The organism is Ignavibacteriales bacterium, assembly GCA_026390815.1.
GTDB lineage: Bacteria > Bacteroidota > Ignavibacteria > Ignavibacteriales > SURF-24 > JAPLFH01.
The window spans coordinates 116,832-135,504 of the sequence record JAPLFH010000054.1; the positions used below are offsets into that span (position 1 = coordinate 116,832).

General features: G+C 33.8%; 16 protein-coding genes. 9 read left to right on the plus strand and 7 right to left on the minus strand.

What is annotated here, in order from left to right; genetic code table 11:
• The first annotated feature begins 79 nt into the window (after nt 1-79).
• The 5 genes from NTX22_16540 to NTX22_16560 are packed head-to-tail and all read left to right on the plus strand — an operon-like array spanning nt 80 to nt 3,949.
• Nucleotides 80-610 carry a UpxY family transcription antiterminator gene (locus NTX22_16540; GenBank protein ID MCX6152136.1) on the plus strand — a complete coding sequence of 177 codons (531 nt, stop codon included), beginning with the start codon at nt 80-82 and terminating at the stop codon, nt 608-610.
• Nucleotides 611-1,588, plus strand: a complete 978-nt coding sequence (locus NTX22_16545; protein ID MCX6152137.1) for an HD domain-containing protein — start codon at nt 611-613, stop codon at nt 1,586-1,588.
• A gap of 27 nt (nt 1,589-1,615) precedes the next feature.
• Nucleotides 1,616-2,404: a hypothetical protein gene (locus NTX22_16550; GenBank protein ID MCX6152138.1), complete on the plus strand. Its 789-nt coding sequence runs from the start codon at nt 1,616-1,618 to the stop codon at nt 2,402-2,404.
• 60 nt (nt 2,405-2,464) lie between these two features.
• A complete protein-coding gene (locus tag NTX22_16555) occupies nt 2,465-3,163 on the plus strand; it encodes a hypothetical protein (GenBank protein MCX6152139.1) in 699 nt (232 codons plus the stop codon).
• Nucleotides 3,164-3,205: 42 nt separating this feature from the next.
• On the plus strand, nt 3,206-3,949 hold the full coding sequence (locus tag NTX22_16560) for an NAD-dependent deacylase (GenBank protein MCX6152140.1): 744 nt from the start codon (nt 3,206-3,208) through the stop codon (nt 3,947-3,949).
• A gap of 59 nt (nt 3,950-4,008) precedes the next feature.
• Here the strand turns inward: NTX22_16560 and NTX22_16565 are convergent, their stop codons facing one another.
• A complete protein-coding gene (locus NTX22_16565; protein ID MCX6152141.1) occupies nt 4,009-4,425 on the minus strand; it encodes a 6-carboxytetrahydropterin synthase in 417 nt (138 codons plus the stop codon).
• On the minus strand, nt 4,425-5,063 hold the full coding sequence (locus NTX22_16570; protein ID MCX6152142.1) for a radical SAM protein: 639 nt from the start codon (nt 5,061-5,063) through the stop codon (nt 4,425-4,427). The genes NTX22_16565 and NTX22_16570 overlap by 1 nt, the downstream gene beginning before the upstream one ends.
• Before the next feature lie 256 nt (nt 5,064-5,319).
• On the opposite strand from NTX22_16570, the gene rpsT reads away from it, so the two are divergent.
• Nucleotides 5,320-5,601 carry a 30S ribosomal protein S20 gene (rpsT, locus tag NTX22_16575; protein MCX6152143.1) on the plus strand — a complete coding sequence of 94 codons (282 nt, stop codon included), beginning with the start codon at nt 5,320-5,322 and terminating at the stop codon, nt 5,599-5,601.
• Nucleotides 5,602-5,671: 70 nt separating this feature from the next.
• On the opposite strand, the gene NTX22_16580 is transcribed toward rpsT, so the two are convergent.
• Nucleotides 5,672-7,180: an NTP transferase domain-containing protein gene (locus NTX22_16580; GenBank protein MCX6152144.1), complete on the minus strand. Its 1,509-nt coding sequence runs from the start codon at nt 7,178-7,180 to the stop codon at nt 5,672-5,674.
• A gap of 252 nt (nt 7,181-7,432) precedes the next feature.
• Between NTX22_16580 and NTX22_16585 the strand changes: the two genes are divergently transcribed.
• From NTX22_16585 to NTX22_16595, 3 genes are all read left to right on the plus strand, one after another.
• Nucleotides 7,433-8,842, plus strand: a complete 1,410-nt coding sequence (locus NTX22_16585; GenBank protein ID MCX6152145.1) for a T9SS type A sorting domain-containing protein — start codon at nt 7,433-7,435, stop codon at nt 8,840-8,842.
• 296 nt (nt 8,843-9,138) lie between these two features.
• Complete coding sequence (locus NTX22_16590; GenBank protein ID MCX6152146.1) at nt 9,139-9,993, plus strand: universal stress protein; 855 nt, start codon at nt 9,139-9,141, stop codon at nt 9,991-9,993.
• Nucleotides 9,994-11,670: a cation:proton antiporter gene (locus NTX22_16595; protein MCX6152147.1), complete on the plus strand. Its 1,677-nt coding sequence runs from the start codon at nt 9,994-9,996 to the stop codon at nt 11,668-11,670.
• A gap of 44 nt (nt 11,671-11,714) precedes the next feature.
• Here NTX22_16595 and NTX22_16600 read toward each other — a convergent pair whose 3' ends face one another.
• The 4 genes from NTX22_16600 to NTX22_16615 all read right to left on the minus strand — a co-directional run bounded on the left by NTX22_16600 (nt 11,715) and on the right by NTX22_16615 (nt 18,656).
• The gene (locus tag NTX22_16600) at nt 11,715-13,607 is read right to left on the minus strand and encodes an Nramp family divalent metal transporter (GenBank protein ID MCX6152148.1); all 1,893 of its coding nucleotides are present in this window, start codon (nt 13,605-13,607) and stop codon (nt 11,715-11,717) included.
• A gap of 137 nt (nt 13,608-13,744) precedes the next feature.
• The gene (locus tag NTX22_16605) at nt 13,745-17,581 is read right to left on the minus strand and encodes a T9SS type A sorting domain-containing protein (GenBank protein ID MCX6152149.1); all 3,837 of its coding nucleotides are present in this window, start codon (nt 17,579-17,581) and stop codon (nt 13,745-13,747) included.
• 32 nt (nt 17,582-17,613) lie between these two features.
• Nucleotides 17,614-17,898 (minus strand): hypothetical protein, encoded by a 285-nt coding sequence (locus tag NTX22_16610; protein ID MCX6152150.1) that lies wholly within the window; start codon nt 17,896-17,898, stop codon nt 17,614-17,616.
• Nucleotides 17,899-18,026: 128 nt separating this feature from the next.
• The gene (locus NTX22_16615) at nt 18,027-18,656 is read right to left on the minus strand and encodes a response regulator transcription factor (GenBank protein ID MCX6152151.1); all 630 of its coding nucleotides are present in this window, start codon (nt 18,654-18,656) and stop codon (nt 18,027-18,029) included.
• Nucleotides 18,657-18,673: the final 17 nt, after the last annotated feature.

The window sequence follows — 18,673 nt, forward strand, 5'->3', positions numbered from 1 at the left end:
TAAAAAATATCCACATCATAATTTCAATTTTATTATTTTGTTGGTGTAATTATCAATTTTCATAAATCTGATTTTAGAAATGGTGGAGAATATTATTCATAATACAGGTTTGAGCAAAAATTGGTTTGCTCTTTACACAAAACCGCGGCACGAATTTAAAGCTTCTGAAAATTTACATTTGGTAGAGGTAGAGCATTATCTTCCTACGGTTACAAGATTAAAGCAATGGAGTGATAGAAAGAAAAAAATAATTGAACCATTAATTCGTGGTTATATTTTTGTTTTTGTAACGGAAAAAGAAAGATTTCTTGCCTTGCAGCAAAATGGTATTGTAAGGTGCGTTTCATTTCATGGTCAACCGGCAATTATTCCGGAATGGCAAATTGAAAACCTTAAAAAAATGCTAAACCGCGATTCTGATTTTACACTTTCGGAAGTAATTAAAGTTGGAGCAAAAGTAAAAGTAATAGATGGACCTTTCCAGGGCGTAATTGGAGTAGTAAATTATACTCAAAGCGGAAAAACTATTTCAATTACAATTGATATGTTGAAACGTTCGGTTACGGCTGTATTACCAGCGGAAAGCGTTGTAAAAGCATTGGAAGAATAAATGTCCAGAAAAAAAACAAACCAAACAGAATTGTCAAAACTTTCCAAAGGTGAAAGTGTAAATCATTTTCTTCTTGTTAAAAAGTGTGAAGTTAAAACCGGGAAGAATATAAAAAATTACCTTAGCTTAGAACTGGGTGATGCAACAGCCTCACTTTCTGCAAATGTTTGGGATAATTATGATGCTATTTTTTCATCCATAAAAATTGGTAACGTTGTTAATGTGCAAGGTGTAATTGATGAATACCAGGGGCAGTTGCAAATTAGAGTAAAAGGAGTGAGATCGCTAAATCCCGATGAAATATTTTCTGCAGAGGATTTTCTTCCAACATCTAAAAGAAAATTGGATGAAATGGAAAAAGAACTTTGGGATACAATTGAAGCCATTCAGAATCCATATCTTCTAAAATTATTAAAATCTATTTTGCAGGATGAAATTTATCAGAAGTATATCAAAGTACCTGCCGGCAAATCATGGCATCATTCCTATATTCATGGATTGTTAGAACATACTTTAGAAATTATTAAAATCTGTAAATTAACTTCGGACTTTCATCCGGAAGTTAATAGCGATTTGCTAATTACCGGAGCAATACTACATGATTTTGGCAAAACAAAAGAATTAACATTTAGTCCATCTTTCGATTATTCTGATGTTGGCAGATTACTTGGACATATTGTTATTGCAGCAATGGATATTAATCGAAAGTGCGATGAGATAATAGATTTTCCCGAAAGTTTGAAGAACCAACTCCTTCATTTGGTTTTAAGTCACCAGGGAAAATTAGAGCAAGCTTCACCGGTTGTGCCTAAAACTTTGGAAGCAATAATCCTTTACCACGCCGATGAATTAAGCGCAAAAGCCAATGCCTACAAATCCGCAATTGGAGCGGAGGCAAAAGGAGATAATAATTGGACAAAGTACATTCAACTGATCAGCTCTCAATTATATATTCCGGAAGAATTTAACCGGCAATAAAAACAAGTAAATCAATCAGGAGTAAAAATGAAGAATCTAAAAAACTTCTTACATACAACTTTGTTATTAGTTATTCTTTTGTGCGGTTCATCGCTCGCACAATCTGTGGAAGCTCTTCTAAAAGAAGGTGATGAATTGACCGAAGAAAAGTTTGACAATCAAAAAGCATTGGAAAAATATCTTCAGGCAGATAAAATTTCACCTAAAAACTTTGATGTATACTGGCGAATAAGTCGGGCTTATGTTGATATTACCGAACATATGCCAGCTGTAACCGATGAACAAAAAGATGCGCAATTAGCAAAATATCAAATTGCTTATGAATGGGCAGACAAATCAGTTAAACTTGCTCCTGATAAATCCGTTACTTATTTACGAAGAGCGATTGCTAATGGAAGAATTGCTTTGTTCAAAGGAGTATTTTCTGTAATTGGAATTGTGAATGGGGTTAGAGCTGATTTAGAAAAAGCAATTAAACTTGGCAATGGCGGTAACACAATTCAGGCAACTGCGCATTACGTACTTGGCAGAACACATGCTAAGGTATGCGAGAAAGCTTATCTGATAAGGTTGCCATTAGGATTAGGCTGGGGTGATACAGACATTGCTGAAAGTGAATATAAAAAAGCGATAGAGCTTCGTTCAAATTACAGAATGTTTTACATGGATCTTGCAAAGTTTTATGTTGAGGATGATGAATACCAGAAGGCAAAAGAGTATTTAGTAAAAGTTGAGAAATCACCAAAACAAGATGAAGATGATGACCGGCTTCTTGCAGAATCTAAAGCCTTGATGGAAAAGATTAAGAACAAATAAATTATTCTTTTATTGTTCATACTTATGTTCGGTTGCTTTATCCAAAGTTAGGAGAATTATATGAAAAAATTTACACTAACTATTGTTTTAATATTTAGTTTATTTCGAATGATTAATGCCTCTACTTTTTTTTGTTTTCCTAACACAAGTTTTACAATACCAGAGATCGCTCGCCGAGCAGGTGTTTCAGCTTCATTCAAAGTAATATTTGATGTAATAAATTTTGAAGCAACTAATATTAAAATAAGTTCTTTAGATAGTCTTTCTTACATTGGATTATATGAAAAAGCAAACATAGAAAATCTTAAAAATCTTATTTATCTCAAAGATACTTTGAATGCCGAATTAATATTCAGGTATATCATAACACCGGTGTGTAAAATAAATCGAGATTATGCTGAAGCGGTTTCTGATAATGAAATTCATTTTGTAAATCGTGAGGCTCAAGTACGAAAAAGTGGGCCACATGAAACTAACTGCAAAAAGTTCGATACTCTATTTATAAAAACTGTTATCCGTTATCGACCTGGTTCATCTCATCCTTCAAATATTTTGGTTGAGCGTATTTTTGAAGATGGCAAAGACTCTTCAATAATTCATGTAAATAGTCATCCCGAATACGAAAGTGAAATATTAAAGATATCAAATCAATATTCTAAAGAATATTTTACAAATAGAGATTCCAAAATTAAATATTATTTTATTCGTTTTTTATTGTTGAGGGAAATTCCAGAGTGTAATGGGCGATATGAATTTTGATAGTAAACCTACTATTATTAAATTGTTGGTTGGAGTTGGTAATTGAATAATAGAGCAGAACTTTTAGAAAAACTAAAGAAAGCAGAAAATGTTTTGTTCTTTACCGGCGCAGGTATATCAGCCGAGAGCGGTATTTCCACTTTCCGTGGTGCGGATGGAATTTGGAATAAATTAAAACCGGAAGAACTTGCTAACTTCGATGCCTTCCTCAGAAATCCAAAGATGGTTTGGGAGTGGTACCAGTATAGAAGAAAAATAATTCACAATTCTAAACCAAATCCTGCTCATTTAGCCATCGTTGAGTGCGAGAAGTATTTTAAGGAAGTTGTGGTTGTTACACAAAATGTTGATAACCTGCATTACCGGGCTGGAAGTAAAACAGTTCATGAATTGCACGGCAATATTGAAAGAAACTACTGTATTGATTGTAAAACATTTTACAACTCTCCCGATTTTGCAAATGAAGGTGATGCTCCAAGATGTAAATGCGGTGGACTTATTCGTCCTGATATTGTTTGGTTTGGAGAGTTTCTTCCACAGGATGCGTTCACAGCATCTGAAACAGCAGCAGAAAAATGTGATATTTGTTTTGTTGTAGGAACATCCGCAGTTGTTTATCCGGCAGCTCAAATACCTCAGATTGCTCGTAAATTTGGCGCTTATTTAATTGAAATTAATTTAGATGAAACAGAGTTGACGTATTTAGTTGATTATTCATTTAAAGGAAAAGCTGGTGATATTTTACCGGAATTATTGGAAGAAGTAAAGAAAGTAAAATCAGTGTAAATAAGTTGAATTATGTTATTCACAGTTATTAATTTTCGAAATTCAGAATCCATTGTTCGTTATTCAAAATTCTTTTCAGCTTCAGCATAATCAAATTCAGTTTCATAAATCCTGGCTTTAATGGATTTGACATTTTGTGGAAGTTTTATTGCAGCAATTTCCTTTAAAATATATTTGGAAATATTTTCTGCGGTAGATTCGAAATCAACAATAACCATCTTCGAATTCAATTTTACCAATGCGTCCTTAAGTTCAACATCTTTGTTTGAAACCATGCAGGAGTGATCTATTTTTTCAATGATTGGTGAAATCATTTTTTCAAGATCGTAGTAGTCTATAACCATTCCGTTTTTATCTTCATCACCAGATAATTCCAGTAACAATTTGTAAGTATGCCCGTGTAGATTTTTACATTTTCCTTTGTGGAATGATAAACGATGCCCCATTTCCCAGCGGAATTCTTTAGCTATTTTCATTAAACACCTTTTGTTGATGGTTCCCAAATGTACTTATGTAGCTGAAGCTGGAATCTTACATTCAGCCTATCTTCTAAAATCCAATTTACCAAAGTTATCGGTTTAAGATCGCTAAAGACACAACCAAAAAGAATTTGATTTTTTTTATCCAATTGATATTCCTCAATAATTTTTTTTGTCCAATCATAATCTTCTCTACTCCCGATAACAAATTTAACTTCATCAATTTGTTTAAGATAGTTTAAATTTTGGTAAAGGTTTTTCTTAACCATTTTACTTGAGGGACATTTAAAATCCATAATTATTTTTACCCGTGGATCAACTTCTTGAATCGATAAACTGCCACTGGTCTCAAGCATTACTTCATAGCCACGATCGCTCAGCACTTTCATAAGTTCAAGAGATTCTTTTTGAACGAGAGGTTCTCCACCAGTAACTTCAACAAGATTACAATTGTATTGCTTTATCTCTTCAATAATTGAATCTATGGTTTTATCCTTACCCTCAAAAAATGCATATTCTGTATCGCAATAGGAACACCGTAAATTGCAATAGGTAAGTCGGATAAAAACGCAAGGAAGTCCGACTTTGCTGCTTTCCCCCTGGATGGAATAGAATATCTCATTTACTTTTAGCATTATTGTCTTTCATTTTACGGTTATAAAGATAAGTATCCGTACTTTATTTATAAAGGGAATAACTACGGAAGCTTCAAAAATGGAAAGACAAAAAGGAGGCGATAAATACTGATTAATTGATCCGGTTCCCCTTTTGACTTCTGACATTTGAAGTAACAAGGCAAAAAATGAACTGAAATTTGATATTTTTGGAATTGGCAGAATAACCTAAAATATGTTATATTTTAACTGTAAAAAAAATAATTTAAGGACAGAAATGGCTCATCACAAATCAGCTAAAAAAAGAATTAGAAGCAATGAAAGAAAAAGAGTGTTTAACCAGGCTGCTAGTTCCAAGATTAAAACTTTGACAAAAAAAGTGCTAAATGCAGAAGATAAAACCGAAGTAGATAAAGTTTATAAAGAAGCAGTTGCCACAATAGATAGAAATGTAAATAAAGGTAGAATTCATAAAAACACAGCGGCTAGAAAAAAATCAGCTTTAACCAAACATGTAAATTCTTTACCTGTTGCAGAGCCTGCGGCTGTTAAAGCATAATTAGAAATAAATTTTTGCAAAATAAAAGCAATGCAAAAACTGCATTGCTTTTTCTATATTCATAAGCAAACTATAAACTACTTATGGCATCAATTCCTTCTGGCATAGGCAAATAAAATTTAACTGGCTGTAACTGCCCATCCCTTTTAATAATTCTTTCCACACGTTTTTTAATAATTACACTGTGTTCTATAAAAATATCATCTTCTATTATCGAGCCGAAAATATAGCTGGTCCCTTTTATTAAAACATTCTTTCCAATAATTAAAGGAAAGTCATCGCTGCCGGTCATATTTACGCTTGATTCTATACGGCTGTTTTCGCCAATAACAATATTTCCTTTAATAATATCACCTGAAAGAATTTCCACATTATTTTCAATAACAAAACTCTGGTTATAAAAACAGGAGAGATGTACATTTTCCCAAACAGTTACATTCTTACCAAAAACAACATTGCCGTTTACATAAACATTTTTTTTCAAAACAAGGTTGTAATTAAGTTTTACTCCGTTGCCGATATGTACTCCTTTACCAATCTCAATATCGAGTGGAATTCCTTTTTTATCCATTTCTAAAATTTCATCAATAACATTTTCATCGATAAAGAAATCTTCTGGATCATTTATTTCAATTACATCCTTTAGTTTTTCATAAGCCAGGGAGCGCGCCAAAGCCTCCATTTCTCTTAAAACAGATTTGTTATTGAAACCCATTAGAACATATTGATAGCATGGGCTAACAGCACCAACAACATATCCATTTTGATTGAATAAGGAAATAAGATCCGTAATATAAATTTCTTTCTGAACGTTATCGTTGGTTAAACTGCCAATCAATTGGAATAATTTTTTAGAGTTAAATGCGTAGACACCTGAATTAAATTCATTATTATCAATTAATTCTTTTTTTGTATAAGAATAAATTTTGTTTTTATATTTTAATTTATATGGTTCATCTTCCTGCAAATGAAGAATATCCTTATGTTCAATAATCTCAATTACTTTGTCAAGATCATCACCGGAGGATTTACCATTTATATCCTTTGTTTTTACCCGGATAATTCTGCCGTAATTATTCAATTCGGGAGCACCTTTATAAATTCCGGTAAGCACCATCATATCGCAATGCGATTCAATAAATTTTTCTCTGAACATCGTAATTGTATTTTCATCGATCAAACCCATATCACCAGGCAGAACGTAAATAATTCCATCAAATCTTGCGGGATCAATCCGGTCTAACGCAACCTGAACAGCATGACCTGTACCATTTTGTTCTTCCTGCAAAGCAAACAATGTGTTTTTTCTTTTCCCAATTACTTCCATAACATCCCGGGCTTTTATTCCAACTACAATAATATTATTGATATCCGGGATTGCCTTAACGCAAGTGTTATACACTCTTTCAACTGTTGGAATATTCCAAATACTGTGCAGCATTTTTGATCGATGAGATTTAATTCTTTTACCATGACCAGCCGCAAGTATAATAGCTGTTTCTTTGAATTGAAAATTAAAATCTGAAGATAATTCATCTACAGATTCGTACAGTTTTTTAGATTCTACCGTTTCTTCCATTTTACCCCTTTAAAATATTTTTCATTTGAATCCGAATTGTTTTTCTAAGTAATTATAAAATAACTCAATAAAATTTCAAAGACAATTTTGCACAAGAAGTTTTCTTTTTGTTTATACTTTGGAAAAGATGATTTATTTATGGTTTTGGACTATTTATGTTTGCTGTGGTTTCCTTGACAACCATGACTATTTTTGTTATGTTTTCACCCAATACAACGGCAAAAAAGTATTTATAAAAATTGGAGAAGTTCTATGAAGTTTTTTACTTTAAAAATAATAATTTCCTTTTTTTTATTCCTGAACGCTGCCTCATTTAGCCAAACTGGGGATTGGAAATATGTTCAGAAAATTTCCTTTCCAGCTACACTGGCAGATTCTACCATTAGTCCATATTCATGCGTAGTTGATTCAAAAGATAATTTGTGGATTATATCAGCCCGGGTTACAAGCGCATCTGCACATAATGCACTTTTTAAAGCTGGACCGGAAGATACTTTATTAACAGAAGTAGTTGATTACACAGCCAAGGGTGATACTTTAAATGTTAGAGCATTAATAGGTTTAACCGCAATAGATGATGATATTCTTGTTACCTCTAAATGTAATAAGTTAATTCATCCGGCTGGTGTATCCAGGGGATATTATTATTTAGATGGAGATACAAGTAAAGCAACTCTTTATGGCTTTAATATGGGCAATGCAGGATGGGGAACGGAAGTTTACGGTATTACAGCTACAAAGGATTCAATTGTATTTGCGGGTTTAGCTTACGGTGGAACTTCCATACGTGGTTATAATTTTTCTTTATCCAGAACTGCACCTGGTTATGCCGCATATATTGATATGGCTAGCTTAACTCCAGCAGAACCTGGTGGTCCAAATTCAGGTGGATTTGATATTATAAGAGATTGCGCTGTTGATCCAAATGAAGATTACAATAACCCGGAAACAGTTTGGTACACTTCCAGAAATTCTTTAAATAGTACTAGTGCAAATGGTGGAATAGCAAGATGGGCAGGTGGAACACAAACCGATCCTAAAAGTTATGTTGGACAAAGAGTTACAGATGCCTCAAGCGATCTATCGGTTGGTTCCTGGATTCCTTATGGAATTACAATAGATAACAAACACAAACTTTGGGTTGCTGGAATAGATACAACCAGAAGATGGGTAAAAGCATTTGAGGTTGATAATTTTAACTTTGCTAATGCAGTGGAAGAATTACCGGCACAATATAGTACATCTAACCCGGATCCAAATGGCGCTCCTTTACGTATGCCAACGGATGTGGCTTTTACAAAAGATGGTTATACAGCTTATGTAATAGATGCAGCTCAAAAGGCAGCTTACAGATTTTCTTCTAAACCCACTGGTGTTGAAAATGAAAAAACACAACCGATTTTGTTTGCACTTAAACAGAACTACCCAAACCCATTCAATCCTTCAACTGTAATCAGTTATTCGTTGCCAAAAGGTATGAATGTAAAATTGGTTGTAACAAATTCGCTTGGACAGGAAATAGCAACATTAATTGATGGATTTAAGTTGGCTGGTAATTATTCAAAAACATTTAATGCGCAAAATCTTTCTAGCGGAATTTATTTTTATACCTTAAAAGCAGATAATCTGATGTTTAGCAAAAAGATGATGCTTGTTAGATAATTTTATTGGTTCTTGATGCTGGGTAATTGATTTGATAGAATGAGAAACTGTTATCCAGCATCCGATCTTAAATCACTTTTCTGTTGCCATTCTACTCCAGCTAAACTTTGTTATTAATTTTAATTCATGCCCCACTTTGTTCAATACACTCTATCAAATAATATATTTTTCAAAGTTACTGGAAAATAATTTTTGCACAATAATATTAACCAAGGAATTAGTCAACAATATTTTTATTATTTTAGCAAAAAGAATTTCATTCGTTATTTATCAAAGAAAAATTGAGTAGAACCAATATGGAAAAAATATTTAAATGTCTTGGCTTGGCAATCACGTTTTCTCCAACGGGAAAAGCATTGCTGATGGAAGCAAAACGACTGCGCGATTTATTCGATTCAAAGATTGTATTCATTCATGTTGGGGAAAAGAACAAAGAAAAAGAAAAACAGTTGGTTGAATTGATTGGAGACGCAGGATTTAGCAAAGATTCCTTCCAGCTTGAATGGGCGAAAGGCGATATAGCAAATGCGATTGTTAAAAAATGTGTAGAAACGAATATCGATTTATTGATTGCAGGAGCTTTAGAAAAAGAAAATTTTGTAAAATATTATTTTGGTTCAGTTGCAAGAAAGCTAATGAGGGAAGCGCCTTGTTCATTATTAATTTACATTTCGCCGTCAGAATCTCCCAAAAGTTTTAAGAAATTTAGTGTTTCTGTTGATTATACTCCACGTTGTGAAGAAACAATTAAAATTGCTCATAAATTTGCCCTGCTTGATAAAGCAAAAGAATTTATACTCGTCAGAGATTTTCAAGCACCTGCACTTGCTATGACGGTTCAGGATGCGGGTTCTACTGAGGAGGCTGAAAGAATTAGAAGTGAATGGGAAAAGGAAGAGCATGATAAAATGAATATGCTTGTTAAGGAGTTAAACTTAACCGGAATAAATATTAATATTGTTACCTTGTTTGGCAAAGAAGGTTGGGAAGCAAACAGATTTGTTGGAGCTGTTCAAAGTGATATTTTTGTTGTGTCTTCACCAGAAAAGAGATTGACTTTTCTTGATAGAATTTTTCAGCATGACCTTGAATTTACAATTAAGGAATTACCCTGCCCATTGATGTTAATAAAAACTTTTAAGAACACTTAATTGAATTTAACTTCAGGTGAAATAGCAATTTTTCTTTTTGTAATTGCAATAATGCTATTTATTGCAAGATCGCTTGGAGAATTATTGCGATTAATAAAGCAACCGATAATTATTGGGGAAATATTAGCCGGAATTATTTTAGGTCCAACAATCTTTGGCTTATTTTTTCCTGATTTATACAATAATTTATTTCTTGGTACAACAAACATAAGAATTGCACTAGATGGGATTACAACTCTTGGTGTAGTTATGCTTATGCTAGTATCAGGACTTGAAGTTGATCTTGCAGTAATTGTAAGACAGGGGAAAGTAGCATCAATTACAAGTATTATGGGAATTGTTTTTCCATTTTCTCTTGGATTTTCAATTGCCTATATGTTCCCGGATTTTCTTGGTATTGCTAATGAAAATCAGAAATTAGTATTTGCTCTTTTTGTAGGAACAGCATTATCGATTACAGCATTGCCAGTTGTTGCAAGAACATTAATGGATTTAAATATCTTCAAATCCGAATTAGGATTTATTATAATTGCTTCGGCTATGTTTAATGATTTAATAGGATGGATAATATTTTCTGTAATATTAAGCATGGTAGGCGGCTCTGCCGAAAACTTTTCCGTTGGGACTACTATAACTCTTACTTTCCTTTTTATATTTTTTACTTTACTAATTGGAAGAAAAATAATTAATAAACTTCTTCCTATCATTCAACAAAAAATATCTTTTCCCGGCGGTGTATTAACATTTATATTAATCCTGGGATTTCTTAGTGCGGCATTTACACAATACATTGGTATCCACGCCATTTTTGGAGCATTCATTATTGGTATTGCTATAGGCGATTCTGCTGCCTTAAAGGAAAAAACAAGAGAAATTATCCAGCAATTCGTTACTAATATATTTGCGCCGCTCTTCTTTGTTTCTATTGGTCTGAAAGTAAACTTCATTAAACATCTTGATTTTTCGATAGTGGTTATTTTTCTTGTGTTAGCTTTTATTGGAAAAATTGTTGGGTGTGGTTTAGGTGCATATTGGGGCGGTTTAAATAAAAATGATTCCCTTGTGGTTGGATTTGGAATGAATTCGCGTGGCGCAATGGAAATTGTATTAGGATTACTGGCTTTAGAGTTTGGATTGATTCAGGAAAAAGTATTTGTCGCCTTGGTAATTATGGCTCTGGTAACTTCCTTAGCAAGCGCCCCACTTATGAATTTATTTTTAGTTGAACGGAAACGATTTAATTTTAAGCAGCTTATCAACCTAAGAAATATTTACTTTTCCACTGTTCTAAACAAACAACAAATTATTATGGAGCTTACTGAAAGAGCTGCCAAGGAATTAAGACTTAATGCCAATGAAATTTATGAGGAGGTTTGGAAAAGAGAAGAAATGATATCTACAGGTATTGCAAATTATTTAGCAATACCGCATGCTAAGTTGAATATTAAGAGACCATATATTTTTGCTGCAATAAATCTGACTGGAATTGATTTTGAATCAATTGATAAACTTCCCGCAAAAGTAATTCTGCTGCTATTAACTCCACAAAATAACAATGAACTGCAATTGAAACTACTTGCTGAAATTGCAAACTGCTTTAAGGATAGAAATGAGGTTGAAGAACTTATTAGATCAAAAACGCCGGAAGAATTCCACTTAAAGCTGCTACAAAAATGATTTATAAGTGTGATATTTTTACGCTACCCAAAGTTTAAATATGATTATTTTTTACTTACCGGTATTGCCAGCACAGGAAGTTTTAAAGCTTGTCTAACACCATTTATTGTAGAACCATAAATTAAATCGCTAATAAACCTATGTCCGTGGCTTCCTGCAATAATTAATTCTAAATTTTGTTTTTTGGCAATCTTAATAATTTCATTTTGTGGTTCACCGCCGGTTATTATAGTGTGAACCGAGAAATTTTCCTTTTCAAGCTTTTCAGCAAATTCATTTAAGTAATCTTTCATCTTTAAAGTTTCGTCATCTTCCACCATCTCACCTATAAAGTGTGCTGTTACGGTTTGAACGCAATGGATTAGATATATTGACGCTTTCATTGTTTTTATAATTTGCATCGCTCCAAAAATAATTTGTTCATCTCGTTCTTTGTTTCCTTCCAAGGCAATGCCAATTTTAGTTAAACCCATTGCGTTGGTAAAAGGAGTAGTAATAGAAAAATCTTTCCGTCTGCCATAAATAATTTTTGTAATTTTATCTTTCTTAATGAATGGTTCCGATACTAAATATAATAGAAGCGGAAGCAGGATTGCGGACATAGGTATCAGGAAAAACCGCGTAAAGTAACCAATTGCCGTTGGTGCAGAAATGTTCAATAATATGGTATCAAAAACCAACTTAACATTTAAAGTGATGATCAATAAAGAAGCAATCCAAGCAAATGTTTCTATAATTTTATTCGAAGCAAATTTTCCCATCATTTGTTTACTGCTTGTAAAGTGAAGGAGCGGAATTAGAGCAAATGGGAGCTGAATAGAAAGAATTACCTGGGAAAGTATTAGAAGAGAATCGACTGCATGATCACCAGAAATTTTTATAACTATTACCGCGGGAATTATCGCCAACAGTCGAGTTGTTAATCGTCTTAACCATGGACGCATTTTTAATCCAACAAATCCTTCCATTACAATCTGTCCTGCAAAAGTTCCGGTAATTGTTGATGATTGCCCGGCGGCGAGTAAAGCAATCCCAAATGCAATTGGTGCAATACTGGAACCAAGTAAAGGTGCAAGCAAAGCATGTGCATCTATAATTGAAGCAATATCTGAATGACCAGACGTGAAGAAAACAGATGCTGCCAAAATTAATATTGCTGCGTTAACAAAAAAGGCTGAGTTAAGTGCAACGACTGAATCTATAAAATTAAATTTATTAGCTTCTTTTATTCCTTCATTAGTTTTTTTTACAAACCGTGACTGCACCAATGCAGAATGGAGATAAAGGTTGTGAGGCATAACAGTAGCACCAATAATTCCTAATGCAATAAATAATGCTTCACTATTAAGTGATGTTGGTAGAAAGCCGGTAAAAATTTGACCAAGCTGTGGTTTTGATAAAATCATTTCTAAACCAAAGCAAATACCAATTGTAACTACAAGTGAAAGTATGAATGCTTCCATTTTTCTTATACCGAAAGACATAAGAGTCATTAATATTAAAACATCAAAAGTTGTAATTAAAACGCCCCACAACAATGGGATTCCAAATAGAATATACAATCCAATTGCAGAACCAAGTACTTCAGCAAGATCACAGGCTGCAATTGCAATTTCGCAAACAATCCAAAGTATAAAATTAATTGGTTTTGGATAATGATCTCTGCATGCTTGAGCTAAGTCTTTACCATAAACAATCCCCAACCTGGCAGATAGTGTTTGGAAAAGAACCGCCATCAAATTAGCTAAAAGAATAACCCAAATTAATTTATAACCAAATTGAGCTCCGCCTGCAATATCAGTTGCCCAGTTACCTGGGTCCATATATCCAACAGACACCATAAATGCAGGTCCAGAAAACGTGAATAACCGTACCCAAAAATTTGATTGCGGTTTCAGATTAACTGAAGAATGTACTTCACCAAGAGATTTACTCATAAAGGAATTATTTTGTTTCAATTTTAAAAACAAGGTAGGAATTAAATGAATTTTTGTCAAGAAGAGAAAATGCAATAGGAGTTTTTAATTCAGCACCAATCCTCCCAAAGGGCTGGGAGGATTGGGTGATATTATGATTATTTTAAGTAGGTCATCTTCCTTACAATGTTTTTATTGTTAAGTGAAAGACTATAAATGTAAACTCCGCTTGCTAAATTTGCAGGTTGCCAGGTAATTTCATAAACTCCTGCATCCCGATCTTCATTTACAAGAGTAGAAATTTCTTCACCAAGCACACTGAATATTTTTAGTTTAACTAATCCACGCTCCGGAAGTGCAAATGAAATTTTTGTGCTCGGGTTAAATGGATTTGGATAATTTTGTGAAAGCTCAAACTTATCCGGAATTACATTCTTATCATTTACCGCAGTCATTATTTCAAGTATCTGTGTCGGATTTTGTTCTGAGTTTCCCACGTTATCTTGTGAGAGGATATAGAATTTATATAGGATGTTTGGCACTACAGGAATATTCGCCCAACCACTATCTGAAACAGCCGCAAGATTATACGGACCATCATTATTAGCAACGTATACCAGAGAATTTTTTGCACCGGAACCATTGCCATCATTTATTGTCCAGGCAACTTGAACAATATTCTCTCCGGGAGCTCTAACAACATATGTTGGTGTAGTAACAGGCGGATCTAAGTCGAGCGTATTTAAGGCAACATTAGTTGCAAGCCATGGATTAAGATCGAATTTGATCACAGCTCTATTAGCAAGCTGCGTTCCTGTTGGTAAATTATTCTTTGGTTTCACAATAAATTTTACCCATCCTTCACCTTCGGGTGGGGTTACATTAGGTGGAAGTTCAATATTAACAAAATGCCATGTTAGAATATTACCTTGCTGAGATGGTACACCCATTGAATGGCTCATAGCACCGAACTGTACACTGGATATATCATAAACATTTGCATCCAGGGTGTCAATAATTAATATTTCATAAGCTGCAGCAGTAGCTTCCTTTTTATTCTCAAAAAATATAGTATACATCATTGGAGCAGATGTTGCCATAAAGCCTTGTTCTCCAAACCCTCCGGGTCCTTCTTTTGCATTGGGATCCCACGAAGTAACTTTCTGAAGTTCTTTTTCCTGCTTATCGAAATTACCGTTGACATAATCCTCCATTCCTCTAACTGTATTTCCAAGGCAGTCAAAAATATCTTTTGCAAGCATAACAGGCCAGGCAACAGCATGTCCTGTCTTCTCTATAATTTCCGAAGCCGCTTTTTTAGCAACTCCTTTTAATGGAGTTTCCTTAGTAAAATTTGGTTTGGCGCTATTCTTAACACATTGTATGGTCGCGTCTAACAAAGGTTTATCATTTGCTACGGGACGCCACATTTCATAGCAACCTTCAACAATTGTATTAGAAACAAATTCTTCCAGGATGGCACCACCAACCCACAATGCAATAGCTGTAAAAGTTATCGGCTCAGTTACTTTAGCAAATTCAACTCCTAATTCAGATGTTAGAATTACATCAAAATTTCTAATTTCATTTGGCTCTAAACCCTGAACAAGAAAAATAGCTTCATCTTTGTATCCATCGTAGTTTAATGAATCTATTGGTATCTCTATAGTATTTCCCGTTTGAATTTCTTTGGATGAAACTGATTTTATATGAACTCCTCTATTCGTTTGAAGAATATAAAAGAAATTGTCCGTTGGTAAACTGGAATTATTCCAATAACTTATCGTGTATCTGTTTGGCGGTCCAACTCTTATTTGCTTTCTTCCACCAATTGCACCAGAAATCGAAGGAACTCTTACAAAGCCTTCGGTTCCAATTATAATATCTCCTAAGCCATTTAGAACAGGATTACTTTGTGTACCGATTGTGATGGTATTTGAATATGTGTCGAACGTAGTGTTTAAAGGATTTGATATTCTACTCCAGCTATTCCCGTCATCCTTAGAAATATAGACTTGAATCTGTGATTCATTTATACCGTTCAATAAATTGTCATCATATTTTAATGTTAAAATATAGGATCCGATAGGTTTATTGCCCGATAATTTCCACCATCTTTTAGCTGAGGAAGATGCGTTAGGATGAAATGAATTATTATGAACTGTAAATTTTATTGTGTCCACGCTTTGCTGATCGGTTATTTTCATATCCATATTTAAAACAGGGGATAGATCTAGGTTTGTAACATTTCCCCACCAAATGTTTCGTGTTTGCTGGAATGAACCTTCATTAACTATTTCGCCATTATTTGTTAAATTCTTATTTGTGTAAAATTTGCTGTCCACTGGAACTTCAATTTTAACACCTTGATTTATTGTAATATCTTTATTTGCAACAAACATTCCGTTAACAATAAATTTGCCTGAAGCAGGATCTCCGGTTAACACTAGGTAAATCGGTGCATCAAATTCCCCATAAATTGTATTTACTTTTCCATTCGTTTCAAGGCGGATTTCATCAGTAAAAATTTTACTATTATTATAAACATTACTTTTAGTTTTTAAATTAAACCACCAACCAGCCTCAGGTCGATGACGGATTGTGCCGTTGTTTATCAGATCGCCCCAGATAACCAGATCCACGGCATAACCTGTATGCTCAATAATTTTGCTTTGAGCAATTGTAAGATTACCAAATGAATTCATTGATTCTCTAATCCTCATTGGATTACTGCCAACAAGAATGTAGTTGCCGTCTAAGTTACAGCCAAAATTCCCGCTAACATCAATTTCACCATTAGAAAATATCTTCCCTTTGCTGGTACTGGAACAATAAAGATTATATTTCGGATTATCTATTGTAAGTTTATATGTTCCCATATTCAAAACATCATCATCATCAAGCCGGAAACAACCAAGAGAATCTAAAGCGATGTTGCTTGCTGCAATAATATTTCCGCCGTTTGTTTCCTTCCTAATGTTTTGAGTGCTGAATGGTTTTGAGCCGCTGATGTATTGATCATTTTGATTCTCAAACATCAGATTATCCACAAGTAAAGTTCCGTTATTTATTACATTGCCGTTAGCCTTTACATTAAGCCACCATCCCCAATCAGGTCGATGACGGACTGTGCCATTGTTTATCAGATCACCCCAGATGATTAGATCTACAGGAGAACCTTGATGCTCAACAATTTTACCTGAAGCAATTGTAAAATTGCCTAATGAGTTCATTGATCCTCTAATCCTCATTGGATTACTGCCAACAAGAATGTAGTTGCCGTCTAAGTTACAACCAAAATTCCCGCTAACATCAATTTCACCATTAGAAAATATCTTTCCGTTGCTTGAATAAGAACAGTAAATATTATCATTCGGATTATCGATTGTAAGTTTGTATGTTCCCATATTCAGGACATCATTTTCGCCAAGCCAAAAAGAACCAAGAGAATCTAAGGCGATGTTGCTTGCCGCAATAATATTTCCGCCGATGGTTTCCTTCCTAATGTTTTGAGTGCTGAACGGATTTGAGCCGCTGATGTATTGATCATTTTGATTCTCAAACATCAGGTTATCAACAATTAAAGATCCATTATTAATAACATTACCTTTAGCTCTTACATTAAGCCACCAACCTGCTGCGGGTTGATGACGGAGTGTGCCGTTGTTTGTAAGTGTTCCCCAGACGTTCAGATCAACCGGACTTCCATTATGTTCTAAGATATTGCCGGTATTTATGCTTAGGTTATTACATTCAACTGTTCCATCCAAAAGTACATTCCCTTGAATAACCACATCATTTTCTTTTACAGGAACTTTACCTCCGATCCATGTGGTGGTGTTCGACCAAAGCCCACCGGAAGTGGTAGAATAAATTTGTGCAAAACTAGAAGTGTTCACCCCTAAAAAAAGAATAAATAGCCAACCACAAATTGCTAATCGGCGACTGTAGTCAATGACAAAAGGAGAAACAAATGTCATATGCTTTATTTTCATTTTTGCCTCTTATTATTATCATTTTTTGTTATTTAAATAATTGTACTTTGCAAACTTTGATTGTTAATAAAAGTAAAGCTATTGGATATATATTTTAAAAAAGCAATTGAAATTGAATTAAGTGTAAGTAAATGAACAATTCGATAATTATTTGTTAGAACCCTATCAATTAAATGATTTATAATTGCGAAAAAAGCATTAACAAAATTGTGAATGCTTTCCCATTGTTTATTGGAGGTCTTTGTACAGATGGATTGTGCAGCTAAACAAAGGTGGAAAGTAGAAATTCTTATTAAAAATGATATTATTTTTTTCATAACTGCTTCCAGTTAATTTTTAAAGCAGCAAAAATTTCCTAAGGGAACATGTACATTTCTGGAACTAAACGCAACACCTCTATTATATTGTTTTAGTGGAAGTATCAATAATTTTTAAATATGAATTATTAAATAATTCCTTCCTTAATTGCCTTTGCCACAGCCTGGCTTTTGGAATGGACATGAAGTTTTTCATAAATATGTCTTATGTGGTTTCTAACTGTCTGTTGACTAATAAAAAGTTTTGTTGATATTTCGTCATTGCTCAAACCAACAACTATTAAAGATAAAATTTCTCTTTCTCGCTCAGTAAGATTTATGCTTCCATTATTTTTAGGAATATGATATTTAAAAAGATTTAACACTTGTTTGGCTATAGAAGCCGTCATTGGTGAACCGCCCGCTGCTGCATCTTCTATTGCCTGAAGTATTCTTAATGGTGGCGTTTTCTTTAGTATGTAGCCATCCGCTCCGGAAAGTATTGAATGAAAAATATTTTTATTATCATCAAATACGGTAAGCATTATGATGTTAGTTTTGGGGAATATTGCCTTAATCTTTTCAATTCCTTCAATACCGGAAATGCCTGGAAGATTTATGTCAAGTAGAACTACATCCGGCTCCTGCATAAGATCTAATGCTTCTTCCACAGAGGCATATTTTCCGATGCATTTAAATCCCTCAGTTGATTGAAGCATATAAGCAATGCTTTCTCTAAACTCATTATGGTCTTCGATAATTACTATTTTAATATTCATTATCTGTCCATTCCCCC